The sequence below is a fragment of the Marinospirillum sp. genome, from assembly GCF_014859565.1.
This window is the reverse complement of record NZ_JACUUA010000012.1, coordinates 21049-40832: the sequence shown is the minus strand read 5'-3', so window position 1 is coordinate 40832 and position 19784 is coordinate 21049. Positions and strand designations below refer to the sequence as shown.

General features: G+C 52.7%; 19 protein-coding genes. 12 read left to right on the top strand and 7 right to left on the bottom strand.

Going from position 1 to position 19784, the window contains the following annotated elements; all coding sequences use genetic code 11:
• The coding region (gene queG, locus IBX50_RS03480; protein WP_292253315.1) for a tRNA epoxyqueuosine(34) reductase QueG at nucleotides 1-1089 on the bottom strand (1089 nt) is incomplete at its 3' end.
• A 217-nt stretch (nucleotides 1090-1306) separates the two neighbouring features.
• Between queG and IBX50_RS03475 the strand changes: the two genes are divergently transcribed.
• From IBX50_RS03475 to IBX50_RS03420, 12 genes are all read left to right on the top strand, one after another.
• Nucleotides 1307-2818 (top strand): NAD(P)H-hydrate dehydratase, encoded by a 1512-nt coding sequence (locus tag IBX50_RS03475; RefSeq protein ID WP_292253314.1) that lies wholly within the window; start codon nucleotides 1307-1309, stop codon nucleotides 2816-2818.
• Between the two features lie 70 nt (nucleotides 2819-2888).
• Nucleotides 2889-3341 (top strand): tRNA (adenosine(37)-N6)-threonylcarbamoyltransferase complex ATPase subunit type 1 TsaE, encoded by a 453-nt coding sequence (tsaE, locus tag IBX50_RS03470; RefSeq protein WP_292253312.1) that lies wholly within the window; start codon nucleotides 2889-2891, stop codon nucleotides 3339-3341.
• Between the two features lie 19 nt (nucleotides 3342-3360).
• A complete protein-coding gene (locus tag IBX50_RS03465) occupies nucleotides 3361-4695 on the top strand; it encodes an N-acetylmuramoyl-L-alanine amidase (RefSeq protein ID WP_292253310.1) in 1335 nt (444 codons plus the stop codon).
• Nucleotides 4692-6602: a DNA mismatch repair endonuclease MutL gene (mutL, locus tag IBX50_RS03460; RefSeq protein ID WP_292253308.1), complete on the top strand. Its 1911-nt coding sequence runs from the start codon at nucleotides 4692-4694 to the stop codon at nucleotides 6600-6602. Before IBX50_RS03465 ends, mutL begins: the two co-directional genes overlap by 4 nt.
• Entirely contained in the window at nucleotides 6602-7588 is a 987-nt protein-coding gene (miaA, locus tag IBX50_RS03455; RefSeq protein ID WP_292253307.1) for a tRNA (adenosine(37)-N6)-dimethylallyltransferase MiaA, read from the top strand. Before mutL ends, miaA begins: the two co-directional genes overlap by 1 nt.
• A gap of 143 nt (nucleotides 7589-7731) precedes the next feature.
• Entirely contained in the window at nucleotides 7732-7968 is a 237-nt protein-coding gene (gene hfq, locus IBX50_RS03450; protein ID WP_292253306.1) for an RNA chaperone Hfq, read from the top strand.
• Between the two features lie 23 nt (nucleotides 7969-7991).
• Nucleotides 7992-9287 carry a ribosome rescue GTPase HflX gene (gene hflX / locus IBX50_RS03445; protein WP_292253305.1) on the top strand — a complete coding sequence of 432 codons (1296 nt, stop codon included), beginning with the start codon at nucleotides 7992-7994 and terminating at the stop codon, nucleotides 9285-9287.
• Between the two features lie 135 nt (nucleotides 9288-9422).
• The gene (gene hflK / locus IBX50_RS03440; RefSeq protein WP_292253303.1) at nucleotides 9423-10715 is read left to right on the top strand and encodes an FtsH protease activity modulator HflK; all 1293 of its coding nucleotides are present in this window, start codon (nucleotides 9423-9425) and stop codon (nucleotides 10713-10715) included.
• Nucleotides 10715-11587, top strand: coding sequence for a protease modulator HflC (hflC, locus tag IBX50_RS03435; protein ID WP_292253301.1), 873 nt, complete (start codon nucleotides 10715-10717; stop codon nucleotides 11585-11587). Before hflK ends, hflC begins: the two co-directional genes overlap by 1 nt.
• Before the next feature lie 99 nt (nucleotides 11588-11686).
• Nucleotides 11687-12868 carry an ATP phosphoribosyltransferase regulatory subunit gene (locus IBX50_RS03430; protein ID WP_292253300.1) on the top strand — a complete coding sequence of 394 codons (1182 nt, stop codon included), beginning with the start codon at nucleotides 11687-11689 and terminating at the stop codon, nucleotides 12866-12868.
• 90 nt (nucleotides 12869-12958) lie between these two features.
• Nucleotides 12959-14254 carry an adenylosuccinate synthase gene (locus tag IBX50_RS03425; RefSeq protein WP_292253298.1) on the top strand — a complete coding sequence of 432 codons (1296 nt, stop codon included), beginning with the start codon at nucleotides 12959-12961 and terminating at the stop codon, nucleotides 14252-14254.
• A gap of 38 nt (nucleotides 14255-14292) precedes the next feature.
• On the top strand, nucleotides 14293-15132 hold the full coding sequence (locus IBX50_RS03420; protein ID WP_292253297.1) for a methyltransferase domain-containing protein: 840 nt from the start codon (nucleotides 14293-14295) through the stop codon (nucleotides 15130-15132).
• Between the two features lie 10 nt (nucleotides 15133-15142).
• Here the strand turns inward: IBX50_RS03420 and rnhB are convergent, their stop codons facing one another.
• The 6 genes from rnhB to IBX50_RS03390 all read right to left on the bottom strand — a co-directional run bounded on the left by rnhB (nucleotide 15143) and on the right by IBX50_RS03390 (nucleotide 19775).
• Nucleotides 15143-15769, bottom strand: a complete 627-nt coding sequence (gene rnhB / locus IBX50_RS03415) for a ribonuclease HII (RefSeq protein WP_292253296.1) — start codon at nucleotides 15767-15769, stop codon at nucleotides 15143-15145.
• Complete coding sequence (gene lpxB, locus IBX50_RS03410; RefSeq protein WP_292253295.1) at nucleotides 15766-16914, bottom strand: lipid-A-disaccharide synthase; 1149 nt, start codon at nucleotides 16912-16914, stop codon at nucleotides 15766-15768. Before lpxB ends, rnhB begins: the two co-directional genes overlap by 4 nt.
• Nucleotides 16911-17684: an acyl-ACP--UDP-N-acetylglucosamine O-acyltransferase gene (lpxA, locus tag IBX50_RS03405; protein ID WP_292253294.1), complete on the bottom strand. Its 774-nt coding sequence runs from the start codon at nucleotides 17682-17684 to the stop codon at nucleotides 16911-16913. Before lpxA ends, lpxB begins: the two co-directional genes overlap by 4 nt.
• Nucleotides 17681-18121 carry a 3-hydroxyacyl-ACP dehydratase FabZ gene (gene fabZ, locus IBX50_RS03400; protein ID WP_292253293.1) on the bottom strand — a complete coding sequence of 147 codons (441 nt, stop codon included), beginning with the start codon at nucleotides 18119-18121 and terminating at the stop codon, nucleotides 17681-17683. The genes lpxA and fabZ overlap by 4 nt, the downstream gene beginning before the upstream one ends.
• Before the next feature lie 86 nt (nucleotides 18122-18207).
• Complete coding sequence (gene lpxD / locus IBX50_RS03395) at nucleotides 18208-19242, bottom strand: UDP-3-O-(3-hydroxymyristoyl)glucosamine N-acyltransferase (protein WP_292253291.1); 1035 nt, start codon at nucleotides 19240-19242, stop codon at nucleotides 18208-18210.
• Nucleotides 19243-19253: 11 nt separating this feature from the next.
• Nucleotides 19254-19775 (bottom strand): OmpH family outer membrane protein, encoded by a 522-nt coding sequence (locus tag IBX50_RS03390; RefSeq protein WP_292253289.1) that lies wholly within the window; start codon nucleotides 19773-19775, stop codon nucleotides 19254-19256.
• Nucleotides 19776-19784 lie beyond the last annotated feature (9 nt).

Genomic DNA, 19784 nt, shown 5'->3' with positions numbered 1-19784 from the left:
CTGCCTTTCCAGCGCCCATTCCACATGTTCTCTAACCACTGTTTCCGGGTGCAGGCTTTTTTCCTGTAGTGCCTGCATCACAGCGTTGCTGTGTGGGGCGTTGCCGAGTGCCACGGCGATGTTGCGTAGCCAGTTGATGTAACCGGTGCGGCGGATGGCGGAGCCTTCGGTGTTTTTTAAAAAGGTGGTTTCATCCCAGGTGAATAATTCCAGCAGTTGAGTGCTATCCAGATCGTGGCGGGGATAAAAGTCATTTTCCTGGGTGGTGCGGGCAAACCGTGTCCAGGGGCAAACCAGCTGGCAATCATCACAACCAAAAATGCGGTTACCAATCAGCGGGCGTAGCTCCAGCGGAATGCTGCCTTTTAATTCTATGGTCAGGTAACTGATACAGCGTTGAGCATCCAGTACACCATCATCTACAAATGCCTGGGTCGGGCAGGCGGTATGGCAGGCATTACACTGGCCGCAGTGGTCTTTTACAAAAGGTGAATCGGGTGGCAGTGGCAGGTTTAAGTACAACTCGCCCAGAAAAAACCAGCTGCCGGCTTTGGGAGTGATCAACATGCAGTTTTTGCCGATCCAGCCTAACCCGGCCTGCTGGGCAATACCTCGCTCCAGTACGGGTGCGGAATCGGTAAATGCCCGGCTTTTGAGTTCACCAAAGGCGGTTTGCAGCTCTGGGGTTTGTTGCAGCCGTTGATTGATTTGATCAGCCAGCTGCGCCAGACGTTTACGAATCAGTTTGTGGTAATCCCGTCCCAGTGCATAACGGCTGACATAAGCCTGTTCAGGGTTGTTGAGTACCTTGATTGCCTGGGTTTCCAGGGGCAGGTAATCCAGCCGTACACTGACAATCGACAGGGTGCCGGGTTCCAGCAGGGCTGGGTCAGCGCGTTTGTCCTGATGGTTTTCCATCCAGCCCATGTCACCATGATAGCCAGCAGCCAGCCATTTTTGCAGGTAAGCCGGGTGTTCACCCAGATCCACACCGCTGATCCCCACTGCAGAAAAACCCAGTTCCCGTGCCAGGTATTTGATGTCCTGTGCCAGTTGCTGCAGCAGTGTTTGGGTGTGGGTATTGGTCATGGGTTTATCTTACAGCAACATGGCGGCGATCCAGCCAAAGATGATCAACGGAACCCAGTGTAGCTGCTGTACCCACCAGGGTCATCATACGCATCACGTTTCGTGAAAAAGCATCCATCACTTCATTTGTTGGTATGAAGGATGAACCTTGAAAGGGTAGGCTGTAGAGTCGCAGCAGGTTAAGCTTGAGATCGTTATTTAATCAAGGATGCCTTGTATGTTGATCAATCCTCGTCGACAGTCCCGCTCAACCCCTAGACCACTTTACACCGCGAGTGCCTGCGCTGAATTGGATCGGCAAGTGATTACTGCCGGTACACCGGGTTATGAGCTGATGCAGCGGGCAGCAAGATCTGCCTGGTTGTTGTTGCAGCAACGCTGGCCGCAGATGCAGCGGATCAATGTGTTTTGTGGTGGTGGTAATAATGGCGGAGATGGTCTGCTGGTGGCGCTTTATGCTGCCCAGGCGGGAATGGCAGTGCGCTTGTGGCTGGCGATTAATCCTGCCGATTACTGTAATGAAGCGGCTCAGGCCTGGGCCGATGTAGCCGCTTATGGTTTGCAACCACAAACAACAGAACCGACCGCAGTAGATTTTGCAGAAGATGAAGTGTTGGTGGATGCCCTGCTGGGTATCGGTTTGCAAGGTGAGGTTCGAGGCAAGCTGGTGGACTGGATTGCGGCCATCAATGCGGCAAAAGCACCCGTGCTGGCGCTGGATACACCTTCGGGTTTGTGGGTCGACAGTGGTGAGTTTGGTCACAGTGTGGTCAGAGCGGACATCACCCTGACTTTTATTGCCTGTAAACCGGGATTATTCACTGGGCGCGGTGCCGAGGTCTGTGGTGAGGTGTTGCTCAGTGATTTGGGCATCAAGCCGGAGGACTGGCCGGTGCAGGTAGTCGCCGGGTTGCAGCAGCAAATGAGCCATCCGTTATCACCGCGCAAGGCTGCAGGTCATAAAGGAGATCATGGTCGCCTGTTGATTATTGGTGGGCTGACGGGGATGGGTGGTGCGGCGCTGTTGGCTGCCCAGGCGGCGCTGCGCTGTGGCGCGGGCATGGTAAAAGTCATCACTGCACCTGAGTATGTGGCAGCTTTTCTGGCGGCACAGCCAGAAATTATGGTGGAGGCTCTGCAGGACAAACCACAGCAACAGCTGCAGCGAGCTTTTGACTGGGCGGATGTGTTACTGATTGGTCCGGGGTTGGGTCAGAGTCCACTGGCACACGAACTCTGGCAAGCCAGCTGGAACTTTAACGGGGCGCAGCTGGTCGATGCAGATGCGCTGAATCTCTGGGCTGCCGGGCTGACACCACCGAATTGCCCGCAGCGGGTGGTGACACCTCATCCGGGCGAAGCTGCGCGTTTGCTGGGGCTGTTGGTGGATCAGGTGCAGCAGAATCGTCTACGGGCAGTGAATCAACTGGTTCAGCACACAGCATCGGTTGTGTTGTTAAAAGGTGCCGGTTCACTGGTGGCAACACCGGATGGTCAGCAGTTGCCGCTGATCTGCCCTTTTGGTAATCCCGGCATGGGTGTGGCGGGTATGGGTGATCTGCTGAGTGGTTGTATTGCTGCTTTGATGGCACAGGGGTTCAGTGCCGATCAGGCTGCACAGCTGGGTGTAAGAATCCACGCTCAGGCTGGTGATCAAGCCGCTGGTGATCAGCCAAGAGGTTTGTTGCCGAGTGATTTGTTACCTTATTTACGCAAAGGGGTGAATTAAGGCAAAGTCTGGTAAGGCGAGGTCGGCTTTTTTTTCTTATAATGGCGGATCGATAGTGGATGGAAACAGGATGAAAGCGGAGTTTTTTTTGGCTGATGAGGCCGCACAGACTGAAATGGGTGCCCGGTTGGGCAAGCTGTTTCCTCGTGGTGTGATCTACCTTGAGGGTGATCTGGGCTGCGGTAAAACTACTTTTTCTCGCGGATTGATTCAGGGTCTGGGGCACCAGGGAGCGGTTAAAAGTCCTACCTATACTCTGGTTGAACCCTATCTGTTAAAAGATCATTGTGTTTATCATTTTGATCTTTATCGTCTGGCGGATCCTGAAGAGCTGGAGTACATCGGCATCCGTGATTATTTTGATGACACCGCGTTGTGCCTGATTGAGTGGCCACAGAAGGGGCAGGGTTTTTTGCCACCTGCAGATCTACATCTTGATTTTTGTGTTGAAAAAGACGGTCGTTCACTGAAGATCACCGCTTTAAGTCCGGCTGGACAGGCCGCCTTGCAACAACTGACTTAACAGAAAACCTCCTGACCGAATGAAAAACATGATCCGATTGCTGTTACGGAACCTGTCCGTGTTGCTGCTGGTATTGCCTTTTCTGGCGAATGCCAATTCACGTATTGATAGTCTTAGAGTCTGGCCTGCGCCGGATCATACCCGCCTGGTGTTTGATCTCAGCGGGCCGGTGCAACATCGCGTTTTTGCACTGGAAAATCCACGCCGTCTGGTTATTGATATCAGCAGTGTGCGCTTGAATACCCAGCTGGAAAGCCAGGATCTGCAATCCACACCGGTTAGCCGTATACGTTCAGCGGTTCGTAATCAACAGGATCTGCGGGTGGTGCTGGATTTAAGCAGGGAGGTGCAACCACGCAGTTTCTTGTTACGCCCCAATGATCAGTACGGCCACCGGTTGGTAGTGGATCTGGTGATGCCGGAGCAGGTTCGGGTACAAAAAGCCCCACCGCGGGAATCCCTGCCGCGTGAACAACGCCGGATTATTATTGCTATTGATCCGGGACATGGTGGTGAAGACCCGGGAGCCATAGGGCCTGGTGGTACACGTGAAAAAACGGTGGTGTGGGGAATTTCACGTGAACTGGCGCGATTGATCAATCAGGACCCTGCTTTTGATGCGGTGTTAACCCGAACCGGTGATTATTACATCGGTTTGCGAAAGCGAGTTGATGTGGCGCGGAATGCCCGTGCTGACTTGTTTTTATCCATCCATGCGGATGCTTACCGCTCTCCACAACCCAGTGGCTCATCGGTTTATGTTTTATCTCAGCGGGGTGCCAGCTCCGAATCTGCCCGCTGGCTGGCCGACAGTGAAAATCGTGCAGATCTGATAGGTGGTGTGGAAGGTGTGCTAACTCTGGGTGACAAGGATGAAACTCTGGCTGGTGTGCTGGTGGATCTTTCGATGACAGCCACCTTGTCAGAAAGTTTAAAAGCCGGTTCGCGGGTATTAAAAAACATGGGGCAGGTCAATCGCCTGCACAAACGCGATGTGGAGCAAGCCGGTTTTCTGGTGTTGAAGTCACCGGATATGCCATCGATGCTGATCGAGGCTGGTTTTATTTCTAATCCTCAGGAAGAGCGACGTCTGCGAGATCCTGCCTTCCAGCGCCAGATGGCAGCCCAGATTGCCGCAGCTGTCAAAGAGTATTTCCGGGAAAACCCACCACCCAATACTGTGTTGGCTAATAACACCAGCAGTGACCTGAGACGTTATGTTATCCGTCGTGGGGATACCCTGTCCGAGATTGCTCGTCGTAGTGGTGTGGATATTGGTGAACTCCGCAAAATCAACAATTTAAGTTCCGATGCCATACAAGTGGGTCAGACCCTACGGATTCCGTCAACATGAGTCCTTCCCTTGCAATCCGACCTATTCAGGTACTTACCCCGCGCCTGGCTAACCAGATTGCAGCCGGTGAGGTGGTTGAGCGTCCTGCATCGGTTTTAAAAGAGCTGGTGGAAAACAGCCTGGATGCCGGTGCAAGTCAGATTGATATTGAGCTGGAAGCTGGTGGTGTCAAATTACTGCGGGTTCGTGATGATGGCAGTGGCATCGGACAACAGGATCTACCGCTGGCGCTGGCGCGTCATGCCACCAGCAAAATCATCACCCTGGATGATCTGGAAGGTGTTGCCAGTCTGGGTTTTCGGGGTGAAGCGCTGGCTTCCATCAGCTCGGTTTCACGGCTGGAACTGGTCACCGCCACCGATGATTCAGGCAAAGGCTGGCGCGTGGTAGCAGAAGGTCGGGACATGCAGTCACAGGTGACGCCGGCACCTCACCCGCGTGGCACCAGTCTGATTGTGCGAGATCTGTTTTTTAATACCCCGGCCAGACGCAAGTTTCTGCGTACTGAACGTACTGAATTTAATCATCTGGAAGAAGTGTTCCGTCGGCTGGCCTTGTCCCGTCAGGATGTGGGTTTCAGTCTTAGGCATCAGGGCAAATTACTGCATCAGTTATCCCCTATCAGCAGTGATGACGAAACCCAGCAACAACGGCGCATGGCACAGTTGTTGGGGCGAGAGTTTGTTGATCAGTCCTTACCAGTGGATGTCACGGCCACCGGTATACGTTTATCCGGTTGGGTGGGTATGCCCTCTTATGCGCGTGCTCAGGCCGATCGTCAGTACTTTTTTGTCAATGGCCGGGTGGTGCGGGATAAGCTGGTAGCTCATGCCATACGTCAGGCCTATCAGGACGTGTTGTTTCACGGTCGGCATCCGGTGTTTGTGCTTTATCTGGAGGTCGATCCGCAGGTGGTGGATGTGAATGTGCATCCCACCAAACACGAAGTACGTTTCCGTGATGGACGCTGGGTACATGATTTTATTTTCAGCAGCCTGCATAAACGCCTTTCCGGTGCCCTGATCGGTGCGGAGAAAGGTGCGGAGAAAGGTGCGGAGAAAGGCGCTGAGTCAGACTCACCGATTACAACACCTCAGATACAAGCGGCGGTTGCAGCTGCTGATGCGCCTACCTTGCCGCTGAGTCACCAGGTGCGTGAACAGGCTCCTCTGGATTGGCAGGCAGGCAGCAGACATACCGCTGGCCAGCCAGTTCGCACCGGTTACACCGTGAATCCTGCGGCACCACAAACGGGCGACACCTTAGCCTTTTACCGACAGCTGGCTGAAGACACACCATCAACACCGTCTAAGCCGGGTGAGGTGCCACGGCTAGGTTATGCACTGGCACAGCTGCAGGGTATTTATATTCTGGCGCAAAATGCACAAGGGCTGGTGGTGGTGGATATGCATGCCGCCCATGAACGCATTACTTATGAGCGCCTTAAAAAAGACTGGTTACAACGGCCTTTGTCGGCTCAGCCGCTGCTGGTGCCGGAATCACTCAGTGTGGATGAAGAGGCTGCAACCCTGGCAGCAGAGCAGGTTGAGGTGTTGCAGGATCTGGGTGTACAGCTGGATGTGATTGGCCCGCAGGAGGTGGTGATTCGCTCCATGCCGGTGTTGTTGCAGGGAGCCAATGCCGCAAAACTGGTTTTTGATCTGCTGCAGGAGTTAAAGCGTTATGGCAGTGCCCGCAGCCTGGAAAACTCCATCAATGAAGTGCTGGCCACTCTGGCCTGCCATGGCTCTGTCCGTGCCGGGCGACAGTTGTCGCTGCCGGAAATGAACGCCCTGTTGCGTGATATGGAAAACACTGAACGCAGTGATCAGTGTAATCATGGTCGTCCTACCTGGTTTCAGCTGACCCTGCAGGATCTCGACAAGCTGTTTCTGAGAGGTCGTTGATGAATCTTCTGGCACCTCCCGCCATCTTTTTGCTGGGGCCAACTGCCGCCGGAAAAACTGATCTGGCGGTTGCACTGGTGGAGCAGTTGAACTGTGAAATCATCAGTGTGGATTCGGCATTGGTTTACCGGGGCATGGATATCGGCACCGCCAAACCGGATGCAACCACCCTGCAGCGCGCTCCTCATCGGCTGGTGGACATTCGTGATCCAGCTGAAAGTTATTCTGCCGGTGATTTTGGTCGGGATGCTTTGCAGGCCATGCAGGACATCACCGCAGCGGGTAAAACCCCGTTGCTGGTAGGTGGCACTTCACTCTATTACCAGCGCTTGCTGGCCGGTGAATCCAATCTGCCGCAGGCAGATCCACAAATCCGTGAGCGTTTGAGTGCTGAGTTACAGCAGCTGGGTTGTCCGGCCATGCATCAGCGTCTGGCAGAAATTGACCCGGAATCTGCAGCAAAAATTGCGGCCACCGACCCGCAGCGTACCTTACGGGCGCTGGAGTTGTGGGAACTGACCGGCAAAACCCGCAGTCAGTTGTGGCTGGAGCAGGTTCGGCCGGAATTTCCCTGGCGTTTGTTGCAGCTGGGTTTAGCTCCGGCAGCCCGATCCACCCTGCATCAGCGAATTGCAGAAAGATTTGCAAAGATGCTGGAACAAGGCTTTATTGAAGAGGTCGAAGCTTTGCGCGCACGAGCAGATCTGCACCTGGGGCTGCCTTCCATGCGTGCCGTGGGTTATCGTCAAGTCTGGCAATATCTGGATGGCGATTATGATCGTACAGCCTTGCTGGAAAAGGGCATTGCAGCCACCCGTCAGCTGGCCAAGCGACAGTTGACCTGGATGCGATCCTGGCAAAAATTGAACTGGATTCAGAGTGATGCTGCTGAATTGTTGCCGATAACCCTGTCAGCAACCCGTGCCTTTCTGGACGGTGAGGCAGCAGAAAAAAGCCTGCAACCGCTGATTTTGCAGGTGCGATAGAAATGCCGGACAAAATCTGAAAACCAAGGTTATAATTGAGCCTGAACAATGCACCAACCGTTATTCTGCTGCCATGCGGAACAGGCAGAGCGGATAAAAAAATCAAGATTTCATAAAATTCTAATGTTCAAGGGAGACACACCATGTCCAAAGGGCAAACTTTGCAAGATCCTTACCTGAATTTGCTGCGTAAGGAGCGGGTACCGGTATCCATTTTTCTGGTGAATGGCATCAAACTGCAGGGTCAGATCGAGTCTTTTGACCAGTTTGTTATCCTGCTGCGTAACACCGTTAGCCAGATGGTGTACAAACATGCCATTTCCACTGTTGTACCTTCACGCAATGTGCGCCTGCCTACCCAGGAAGAAGATGAAGCCTGAGGTCAGCCGCCGGGAGTTACTGATTGTTTTTTGAACGCGAAAAGGGCGGCGAAACAGCCGTCCTTGTGCATATCGATTTGCCGGAAGAGTCTGCAAGAGAAGATTCAGCTGAATTCCTCGAACTGGTTCGTTCAGCAGGTGCTGAACCGCTTGCCCTGATACGTGGCAGCCGCAGCCATCCATCCCCCCGTTTTTTTGTCGGTGAAGGCAAACTGGAAGAAATTCGTGCTGCCGTTAAGGAGCATGAAGCCGAACTGGTACTGTTTAATCACAGCCTTAAACCTTCACAAGAACGTAACCTGGAAGCCGAGTTGCAATGTCGGGTGCTGGATCGTACCGGCCTGATTCTGGATATTTTTGCCCAGCGCGCCCGCACTTACGAAGGCAAACTGCAAGTCGAGTTGGCACAGCTGGAGTTCATGAGCACCCGACTGGTGCGTGGCTGGACTCACCTTGAACGTCAGAAGGGTGGTATCGGTCTGCGCGGTCCGGGTGAAACCCAGTTGGAAACAGACCGCCGCCTGTTGCGTGGCCGTATCAGTGCCATTCATCGTCGCCTGAAAAAAGTACGGGTACAGCGCGAAAACAGTCGCCGTGCACGTGTACAGGCAGAAATCCCGGCTGTATCACTAGTCGGTTATACCAATGCCGGTAAGTCCACGCTGTTTAACAGCATGACGGCTTCCGGTGTGTATGCTGCTGACCAGTTGTTTGCCACACTGGATCCAACCCTGCGTCGTCTGGATATTAATGATGTGGGGCCAGTGGTGCTGGCTGATACAGTTGGTTTTATCCGTCATCTACCGCACAAACTGGTCGAGGCTTTTCAGGCCACACTGCAGGAAGCTTCAGAAGCCACTTTATTGCTGCATCTGGTGGATGCTGCCAGTCTGGAACGGGATGACAACATCCATCAGGTAGAAGAAGTTCTGGCAGAAATTGAAGCGGATCAGGTGCCGACTCTGATGGTGTTTAACAAGATCGACCTGCTGGAACAACAACCTCGTATTGATCGGGATGATGAAGGTCGACCTCTGCGTGTCTGGTTATCTGCGGTAACTGGCGTGGGCATTGATCTGTTGTTGCAGGCGATCAGTGAGCGTCTTGCCACTGTGCTGGTGCAGGGCAGTCTGCGCCTGCAGCCGGATCAGAGTCGCTTGCGTGCCGGTTTGTTTCAGGCTGAGGGTGTACTGGCTGATACTTATGATGAAGAAGGCCACTGCTTGTTGGATGTACGTTTGCCACAAAAGGACTTCCGGCAACTGTTATCTCAACTGGATATTGCAGAAGAGTCATTACACTGGGTCACAAAACCATGACCGCTGATGGATTTTAGGGTAGGATTGCGCAAACTTTTTAGCTTGAAAACCGACTAAACATCACACGAATACAACTCTTTTTAGTTAAACCCCGGGCAAGGTAAACCCTTACCCGTTTTCTGCTGGAGAAAATTTATGGCGTGGAATGAGCCAGGTGGCAACGGCAATCAGCACGACCCCTGGAGTGGCGGTGGGCGCAAGCCAGACCGTAATTCCGGTAATAACAATGGTGGTGGTCAGGGGCCGAATCAGGGGCCGCCGGATTTAGATGAAACTCTACGTAAGCTGCAAGATAAACTGAACGGTGTATTTGGCGGCAAGGGCGGCAAGGGTGGCAGGGGCAGTGATGGCGGCAAACCAACCGGCAAATTTGCTGGTTATGGCCTGACCGCACTGGTTGCTGTTCTGGTGCTGGCCATCTGGTTTGCCAGTGGTTTTTATCTGGTGGATCAAGCCGAGCGTGGTGTGGTGTTGCGTCTGGGTAAATATCACGAAACCGTGACACCCGGTCTGCACTGGAACCCGCCGATTCTGGACTCAGTACGCAAGGTGAATGTCACCCGTATTCGTTCGTTTAATCAGCGCGCCACCATGCTGACTAAGGACGAAAACATTGTGCAGGTTGCGATTTCCATTCAGTATGTGGTCAGTGATCCAAAAGCTTACCTGATCAACGTACGTGATCCTGAGCGCAGCCTGGAGTATGCACTGGACTCTTCTTTGCGTCACGAAGTGGGTACCACCAACCTGATCCAGATTCTGACCGAAGGCCGTGAAGTACTGGCACAGGGTGTATTTGATCGTCTGCAAAGGTACGTCACTAACCTGGGTCTGACCGATACTGACGTGCTGGATGGTCGTGTTGGTCTGGGTCTGACATTACAAACCGTCAACATCGAGAGCACTTCTGCTCCTGATGAAGTTCAGTCAGCCTTTGATGATGTTATCCGCGCTCGTGAAGATCGTGAGCGTACCATCAACCAGGCTCGTGCTTATGAAAACTCGGTACTGCCAGAAGCTGAAGGTCGTGCTGCTCGTATCCGTGAAGAAGCTCAGGGTTATCGCGAGGCTGTAACCGCTCGCTCTGTGGGTGAATCCACACGCTTCCTGGCACTACTGAAGGAATACCGCCAGGCTCCTGATGTCACTCGTGAGCGTCTGTATATTGATACCATGCAAGAAGTGCTGACCAACTCCAGCAAGGTGCTGGTGGATACCGAGGAAGGCAGCAGCAACATGATGTACTTGCCGCTGGATCGTATGATTTCCGGTAGCTCTGCACCAGCAGCCACCACCAGCAGTACTCGTGCAGCAACAGCGGGTGGTCAGGCCGGTGACTTTGAACTTGAGCAGCTGACTGATCGTGTCATTGAACGCATCCGTGAGCGCCAGAACACCAATACCACCATCCGTCGGGAGGGTCGCTAATGCACGCACGTTCTTTAGTTGCGCTGGCACTGCTGGGCGGTGTAGCACTATTCGCCAGCAGTAGCCTGTATGTGGTCAACGAAACCGAGCGAGCCATTCGCCTGCAATTCGGTGAAGTGGTTGAAAGTGATATTGAGCCCGGCCTGCGTTTCAAAATTCCGGTTTACAACACCGTGCGTCTGTTTGACACACGGGTAATGACCATGGATGCTCGCCCATCCCGTTACCTGACCGGTGATCGCAAAGGGGTGATTGTAGACTCCTTTGTAAAGTGGAAAATTGTTGATGTGACTCGTTACTACGAGGCCACAGCCGGTGACGAACAGGCCGCCATGCGCCTGATTGCACCACGCGTGGATGAGAGTCTGCGTAACGAGTTTGGTCGCCGTACCCTGGTTGAAATTGTCAGTGAACAGCGTGATGAACTGATGCAACGTCCGATTGCTGATCTGGATGCAGCCATGAAAGAAGCTATGGGTGTGTCGATTCTGGATATTCGTGTTAAACGGATCGATCTGCCAACAGAAGTATCCAACTCGGTGTATGAGCGGATGCGGACTGAGCGCCAGCGTGAAGCACGTGAATACCGTGCCCAGGGTCAGGAACAGTCAGAGCGTATCCGTGCCGCCGCCGACCGTAACCGTGAGGTTATTCTGGCAACCGCACAGCGAGATGCCGACATTCTGCGTGGTGAAGGGGATGCAGAAGCGGCAGGCATTTATGCCAATGCCTACAAACAGGATGCTGAGTTGTACAGCTTCCTGCGCAGCCTGGAAGCTTATCGCAGCAGCTTTAGTAGCAAGCAGGATATACTGGTGGTCAGTCCAAAAAGTGAGTTCTTCCGTTATTTGGAAGGCTCCAAAGGTCGTTAATCCACTGGTCAGTCACAACCGCCGGGAGTTTCGACTCCCGGTTTTTTTGTGAAGGCTTTAAAAACACAAGATTCTACAAACACAAGGTTGGAGAAGTTTATGAGTCGTGCGGATCACTGGCTGCTACCGGATGGCATGGATGAAGTTCTGCCACCTGTGGCGCGTCAGATTGAGAACCTGCGTCGTAAGCTGCTGGATCTGTTTCACGGCTGGGGTTATGAGCTGGTATTGCCACCCAAGGTGGAGTTTCTGGAATCCCTGCTCACCGGAGCAGGATATGATCTGGATTTGCAAACCTTCAAGGTCACTGATCAGCTCAGTGGCCGTATGATGGGTGTCAGTGCTGATGTCACCCCTCAGGTGGCGCGGATGGATGCTCACTCCATGCCAGTTGAAGGTGTGGCGCGTTTTTGTTACTCCGCAGAAATTGTGCGTACTCAGCCGGAAAACCTGCTGGGTTCCCGCTCGCCCATCCAAATTGGTGCTGAGCTGTTTGGTCATGGTGGTGTGGATAGTGATCTGGAAATCCTCTGCCTGATGACTGATAGCCTGTTGTTGGCGGGTGCCGAGAACCTTTGCCTGGATCTGGGGCATGTTGGTATTTATCGTGCCTTGCTGGACGAAACCGATCTACCGGAGGATATTGAAGTCAGCCTGTTTGATATCCTGCAACACAAACGTCTGGCAGAAATTGAAGCCTTGTTGGCACCCTGGCAGAATCAACCTGCAGTGCAGTTATTAAAGCGGCTGGCCGAGCTGAATGGTGGCCCGGATGTGTTGAACAAGGCGATCACCTATCTGGCTGATGCACCGGCAGCGGTGCTTCAGGCGCTGCAAGAGATGCAGCAGTTGGTAGAGGCGCTGCAAGAGCATTATCCACAGGTTAATCTGTATCTGGATTTATCCGAGTTACGGGGTTATCACTACCATACCGGACTGGTTTTTGCGGCTTATGTTCCTCGTCTGGGACAAGCACTGGCAAAAGGTGGACGTTATGATGAGATTGGTCGGACTTTTGGTCGCGCTCGTCCGGCAACAGGTTTTTCCACTGATTTAAAAATGCTCGCAGCCTTGCAGGGAAATATTACACTGCAAGTACCCATTGCCGCGCCCGCCGCCATGTTACGTGATCCGGCTGGGCGGGCTTTGCTGGATGAGCTACGAGCAGCAGGCAAGCGTGTGGTGATGGAGGCTGACATGGCCAATCTGCCGGCTACACCGGCACAGCGTATTGGCAGGGTGGGCAATCAGTGGAAACTGCTGGATGCAGGAAGCGTTTGACAAGCACCTGATGCTTGATAACCTTTGGTGATTCGTTTTTTGCAATATTCGCGCAGTTTAAATATTCATTCAGGCAATAGAGATCAGAACATGGGCAAGAACGTCGTCGTTTTGGGCACCCAGTGGGGTGATGAAGGCAAGGGCAAGGTCGTTGATCTGCTGACCGAAAATGCTCAGGCTGTGGTGCGTTTCCAGGGCGGCCACAACGCAGGGCATACACTGGTGGTTAAGGGCGAAAAAACCGCTTTGCACCTGATTCCTTCCGGTATTTTGCGAGACAAGGTGACCTGTGTGATCGGTAACGGGGTCGTACTGGCTCCCGACGCACTGATCAAAGAAATCAAAATGCTGGAGGAGCGTGGCGTTCCGGTTCGTGACCGTCTGAAACTGTCCGCTGCTTGCCCGCTGATCCTCAATTATCACGTACGTCTGGATCTGGCGCGTGAAAAAGCACGCGGTGAGGCTAAAATTGGCACCACCGGTCGTGGTATCGGCCCGGCTTATGAAGACAAGGTAGCTCGTCGTGGCCTGCGTCTGGGTGATTTAATGTACCCAGAGCGTTTTGCTGCCAAACTGGGCGAAGTGCTGATTTATCATAACTTTGTACTGCAGCACTACTTCAAGGAAGAGCCGGTTGATTTCCAGAAGGTGCTGGATGAGTGCATGGCTTACGCTGAAGAACTGCGCCCGATGGTCACGGACACCACCGCTTACCTGCACAACCTGCGTAAGCAGGGTGCCAACATCATGTTTGAAGGGGCGCAGGGTTCACTGCTGGATATTGACCACGGCACCTACCCCTTTGTGACCAGTTCCAACACCACTGCGGGCGGCACCGCAACCGGTTCCGGTTTTGGCCCCATGTATCTGGATTACATTCTGGGCATCACCAAAGCCTACACCACCCGTGTTGGCTCCGGCCCCATGCCGACAGAACTCTTTGATGCGGATGGTGAACACCTGGCTGCCAAAGGCCACGAGTTTGGCACCACCACCGGTCGTGCCCGTCGTTGTGGCTGGTTTGATGCCGTGGCGCTGCGTTATGCAGTGCAGATCAACTCGGTCACCGGTATCTGTCTGACCAAGCTGGATGTACTGGACGGGCTGGATGTATTAAAAGTCTGTGTAGCTTATGAAGACAAAAACGGTAATCGCATCGACTCACCCGTGGATGCAGAAGGTTTTGCAGCGGTAGCGCCAGTGTATGAAGAACTGCCAGGTTGGACTGAGTCCACCGTAGGCGCTAAAACGCTGGAGCAACTGCCCGCCAATGCCCGCAGTTACATCAACTACCTGCAAGAGCAGATTGGTGTACCGGTTGACATCATCTCCACCGGTCCTGACCGCGAAGAGACCATTGTCCTGCGTCACCCCTTCAATAGCTGATCTTTGCAGCTGCGCCAGGGATGGCGCACTCCTTTCCCATGGCCACTCCTATCCAGCATGATCGCCACTTCAGCAGTGGCATGGCAGAAAAATTTGCCCGTAATATTTATGGGACAGCCAAGGGTCGTCTGCGTCTTAAAATCCTGCACGAACGTATGCTGGCCGATCTGCCACTACAGCAGACCGGCCTTCGAGTGCTGGATGCTGGTGGTGGTCTGGGGCAGGTCTCCTGCTGGCTGGCTCGTAAAGGTCATCAGGTATTACTGGCTGAACCGGCAGCAGAGATGCTGGACTACGCTGCTGCCCGCCTGCAACGTTATGGCGTGAAAACTCTGGTGGCATCCATTCAAGAGCTTAGTCACCAGCTTCCGGAAACCTCACAAACCTTTGATCTGGTGGTTTGCCATGCAGTGCTGGAATGGTTACATCAACCGCGCGAAACCCTGCAAGAATTGTTACAGCATCTGGCGCCGGGTGGTTATCTATCACTGATGTTCTTTAACAAGGATGCCCTGTTGCTGGCGAATATCCTGCGTGGTAACTGGCAACGGGTATTGGAAAAAGTGCCGGAAGCAGGGTCAGAAGGTAAAGGAATAGCTGGAGAAGGGCTTGGCGGCAAAGGGCGTGGTAAACGCCTGACCCCCATTTCACCCCTGCAACCGGAAGAAGTGATTGAGTGGTTAAAAGATGCTGGATTGGAAATCCACAGCACAACAGGTGTCAGAGTGTTTAACGATTACCTGCGCCTGAAACTGCCGCCAGAAGCCACACCCCAGCGTTTATTACAGATTGAACGACGTTATTGCCAGCAGGAACCCTGGTGGCGTATGGGGCGATACATCCTGATCCATGCCAAAAAGCCGGAGCAGGTTTTATAAACACCTGGTGCTACAGATCTAAAGCCAGTTGTTTTTTCACGGGTGCAAAATTTCTGCGATGTTCTGGCAGTGCACCGTAACAAGCCAAGGCTTCAAGGTGTGCTTTGGTGGGATACCCCTTGTGACTGGCAAAGCCATACTCAGGGTGTTGCAGGTGTAATGCCATCAGCTGGGCATCACGGGTGACCTTGGCAAGAATTGATGCTGCAGAAATGGCAGGATGCCGCGCATCGCCTTTCACTACGGCCAGTGCTGGTTGTTGTAAGGTGCGTGGCAGTCGATTGCCATCGACCAGTACAAACTCGGCCTGAACACTCAGGGCATCCAGCGCACGTTGCATGGCTAAAAAACTAGCCTGCAGGATGTTGAGCTGGTCGATTTCCGCTGCACTGGCTTCTGCAACTGCCCAGGCCAGGCTTTTTTCACGTATTTCATCTACCAGCAACAAGCGCTTTTTTTCGCTGAGTTTTTTGGAATCCGCCAGCCCTGCTATGGGGCGAGAGGGATCAAGAATCACTGCACCAGCCACGACTGATCCAACCAGCGGCCCGCGCCCGGCTTCATCCACACCGGCTAGCAGAATACCTTGATAAGGAATCTCATGCGGCAGCAAGGCCGTTAGCTCAGTTTTTTTCATGATTGGATTGTTGTCCCGCTTTGCATCAGTTCAACAATGGCTTTGCTGGCCTGTTTACTGGCATTACGGCGTAACTGCTGGTGGATGGCATAAAAAGCCTGTACCTGCTGTTCTGCTTGCCCCGGTTGTTCCAGCAAGTCTCTGACATCCTTGCAGAGTTTTTCACTGGTGGCCGCATCCTGCAGCCGTTCAGTGACCAATGCACGATTAGCCAGCAAATTGGGCAGGCTGGCCCACTGGATTTTTACCAGCCGTTTCATCAGCCACCAGCTCAAGGGTGACATTTTATATGCAACAACCATGGGAGTTTTACAGAACAGGGCTTCCAGCGTGGTGGTGCCGGATGTTATCAGGCTGACATCGGCTGCCTGCATGGCTTCGTGTGCCTGCCCCTGAATCAGTTGCAGATCTGCCACTGGGTAGTGTTGTAATAATTCGGTGAGTTCAGCATGGCGCTGCGCAGATGCTGCGGGTAATAAAAAATGAACATTGGGGCAGGCATGTTTCAGTTGTTGCGCTGTTTGCAGGAATAGAGGCCCCAAACGGGCGATTTCACTACGGCGAGAGCCAGGTAACAGGCTGACCAGTTGGGTATCGGATGTTATGCCAAACTGCTCACGTGCGGATCTTTTGTCAGGCTGCAGAGCCAGTTTATCCGCCGTTGGATGACCCACAAAAACCACTGGCATTTGATGTTGCTGATAAAACTCGGCTTCAAAGGGCAGCAGGGTCAGCATCAGATCGGTGCTTTTTTTGATGCCTTTGATACGCCCCTGTCGCCAGGCCCAGACCGAGGGGCTGACGTAGTGCACGGTTTTAACACCCTGCAAACGCAGTTTTTTCTCCAATCCCAAGGTGAAGTCAGGTGCGTCAATACCAACCATCAGATCGGCTCCCCATTCCAGAGCGTCCTGATACAAATGGCGGCGCACACGGATGAGTTCTGGCAGGTGTTTGATCACCTCAACCAGCCCCATTACCGAAAGGGTTTCCAGCGGATAAAGACTGGTGAGTCCCTGAGCCTGCATTAACTCACCACCCAGCCCACGAAATTCTGCATCCGGATAATGAGTTTTTAATGCAGGAATCAGGCTGCCACCAAGGATGTCGCCGGAGAGTTCTCCGGCAACCAGATAAATTTTCACCGGGTGATGCCGCGTGCAGAGTGTTTGATGGAGTTGAGGAAAACTTCCACTTCGGGCAGTAATTCGCCCTGCTCCAGTTCAGCAATGGCATCCTGCAGGATCATCCCCTGACGGAACACCACCTTGTAAGCATGACGCAAGGCTTGCATGGCTTCTTTGGAGAAACCACGACGTTTTAAGCCTTCGTAGTTGATGCCGTGAGTTTCTGCGGGATGCCCGCTGACCATCACATAAGCAGGGATATCCTTGAGGATAATCGAGCCACCGCCACACATGGCATGAGCGCCCACACGGCTGAATTGGTGTACGGCAACCATACCACCAAGAATAGCAAAATCATCTACATGTACGTGCCCGGCCAGTGTGGCCTGATTCGCCAGAATGCAGTCATTGCCAACAATACAGTCATGAGCCACATGGGCATAAGCCATAAACAGGTTACGGCTACCTATGCGGGTAATGCCCTGATCCTGAGTAGTACCACGGTGGATGGTGGCACATTCACGGATAACGTTGTCATTACCGATTTCCAGTCGAGTAGGTTCGCCTTTGTATTTTTTGTCCTGGCAGTCTTCCCCCACACTGGCAAACTGGAAGATATGGTTACGTTCACCCATGACCGTGGTACCACGGATTACAACATGTGGACCGATTATACTTCCTGCTCCAATGCTGACATCTGAGCCGATAATGGAGTAAGGTCCGACTTCAACATCATCAGCCAGTTGCGCTCGGGGATCAATCAGCGCAGTAGGGTGTATCTGACTCAAACTCTTTTCTCCGCACAAGTAATGTCGGTTTCACAGACGGTTTCACCGTCAACATGGGCACGGCAAGCAAAAACCCAGATACCACGCTTTTCACGCAACACCTGTGCTTCCAGTGTTAAACGGTCACCGGGTACAACAGGGCGTTTGAAGCGGGTTTTTTCACTCCCTACAAAGTAGTAGAGATGACCATCTGCTGGCAACTTGTTGACCGTTTTAAAACCAAGAATACCTGCAGCCTGTGCCATGGCTTCAATAATCAGCACTCCGGGGAAAATGGGGTGTTCCGGGAAGTGACCCAGAAAATATGGCTCATTAACGGTGATGTTTTTGTAGGCAACGATGGATTTACCCAGCTCAATTTCCAGAACTCGGTCAACCAGCAGAAATGGGTAACGATGTGGAAGGTACTTCTTGATTTCATTTACATCCATGATCATGGACTGTCTGCCTCTGATAAACGCCGTAATGTGAGGGTTTGGCGTTAAGTTGTTAATACCTGAAGGGTCATCAGGGTTAAGTTGTTTTATTCTGGGTCAGATAACTGCTGGAGCTGTTTTTCCAGATTTCTGACCTTCTGATTCATTTCATCCAACTGGCGAAAACGGACGGCACTTTTTCGCCACTGGTTGCCGGGCAACAGACCAGTACCGGACGAATAAACACCGGGCTCTGTAATGGATCCGGTGACCATGCCCATGCCTGTAACCTGCACACCATCACAGATCTGGATATGACCGGCAATACCGCTATTACCACCAAACATACAATTGGCTCCAATTTCGGTGGAGCCAGCTATACCAACACACGCCGTAATGGCTGTGTGTTCACCAACACGTACGTTGTGCGCAATATGCACAAGATTGTCAATTTTTACATCACGGCCAATGACGGTATCACCCAGGGCGCCGCGGTCAATGGTGGTATTGGCACCAATTTCGACCTGATCTTCAATAATAAGATTACCCAACTGAGCAATTTTTTCCCAGTCACCACCAGTGGGTGCAAAACCAAAACCATCACATCCCAGCACTGCACCAGAGTGAATAATACAGTCTTTACCTATCTGAACTCTGCGATAAAGCGTAACTCGTGGGTGAAGTTGCGTATTCTCACCAATCACACAGCCTTGTGCCAGCACTGAATGCGCACCAATTACTGCTCCCGCCTGAACTTCACAGTCCGACTCAATCACCACTCCTGGGCCGATATGCGCACTGGCATGAATAAAGGCATCAGCAGCAATAACTGCACTGGGGTGGCAGTAACCGGCAGCAGGGCGCGCATCATCAAAAAGTCTGCTGAGTTTTGCAAAACCCAGGTAGGGGTTTTTTAACAGTAGGGTATTACCTTGATAGTCTTTTGCCTGTTCTGGTTTGAGCAGTACAGCACCGGCCTTGCTCTGATGTAGATAGGCGGCATACTTTATATTGCTTAGAAAGCTGATCTGGTTTGACTCGGCAAGCTCCAGACTGGCGAGTCCCTTGATGCAATGCTGCGGATCACCCCGTAGCTCGGCTTGCAGATATTCTGCCAGTTCAGCAAGAGTAAAGGATTTCATGGGGCTAGTGATCACTCCATTTTATTAAGCTGTTCGGCCACCGCCGGAGTTATATCAAATTCCGGTTTTACAAAAGCAGCAGCCTGGCGATCCAGCAAAATATCAATTTTTTTCTCGGCAATCATGGCATTAACAGCTTTTTCCAGATTAGGTCTATGGCGATTGATGATGTCCTGGCGTAGTTCCTGTTGCTGCTTTTGCAAGCGGCTCATTACAAACTGATATTCCTGTGCTTTTTGCTCCACCTGTTGAGTCAGACGACGACGTTCATCTTCACTCATGATGGAGCCATCACGCTGTAGGCGCTCCTGCAGTGCACGAGCTTCTTCAGCCAACTGACGTGCACGGTTTTGTTCACCGGCAAGTTGTTGGTCTGCTTTCTGGAACTCAGCCTTGACCTTGGTTGTTTCCATCATAGCCGCCTGCCAGTCCAGCACCGCAATTTTTGGAGTGGTCGATTGTGCATGAACTGAATGGATACCTGCCAGCAGCAGTGTCAGTATCAATATGGCTTTTAATAACAGTTTGTTCATCGTATGGCT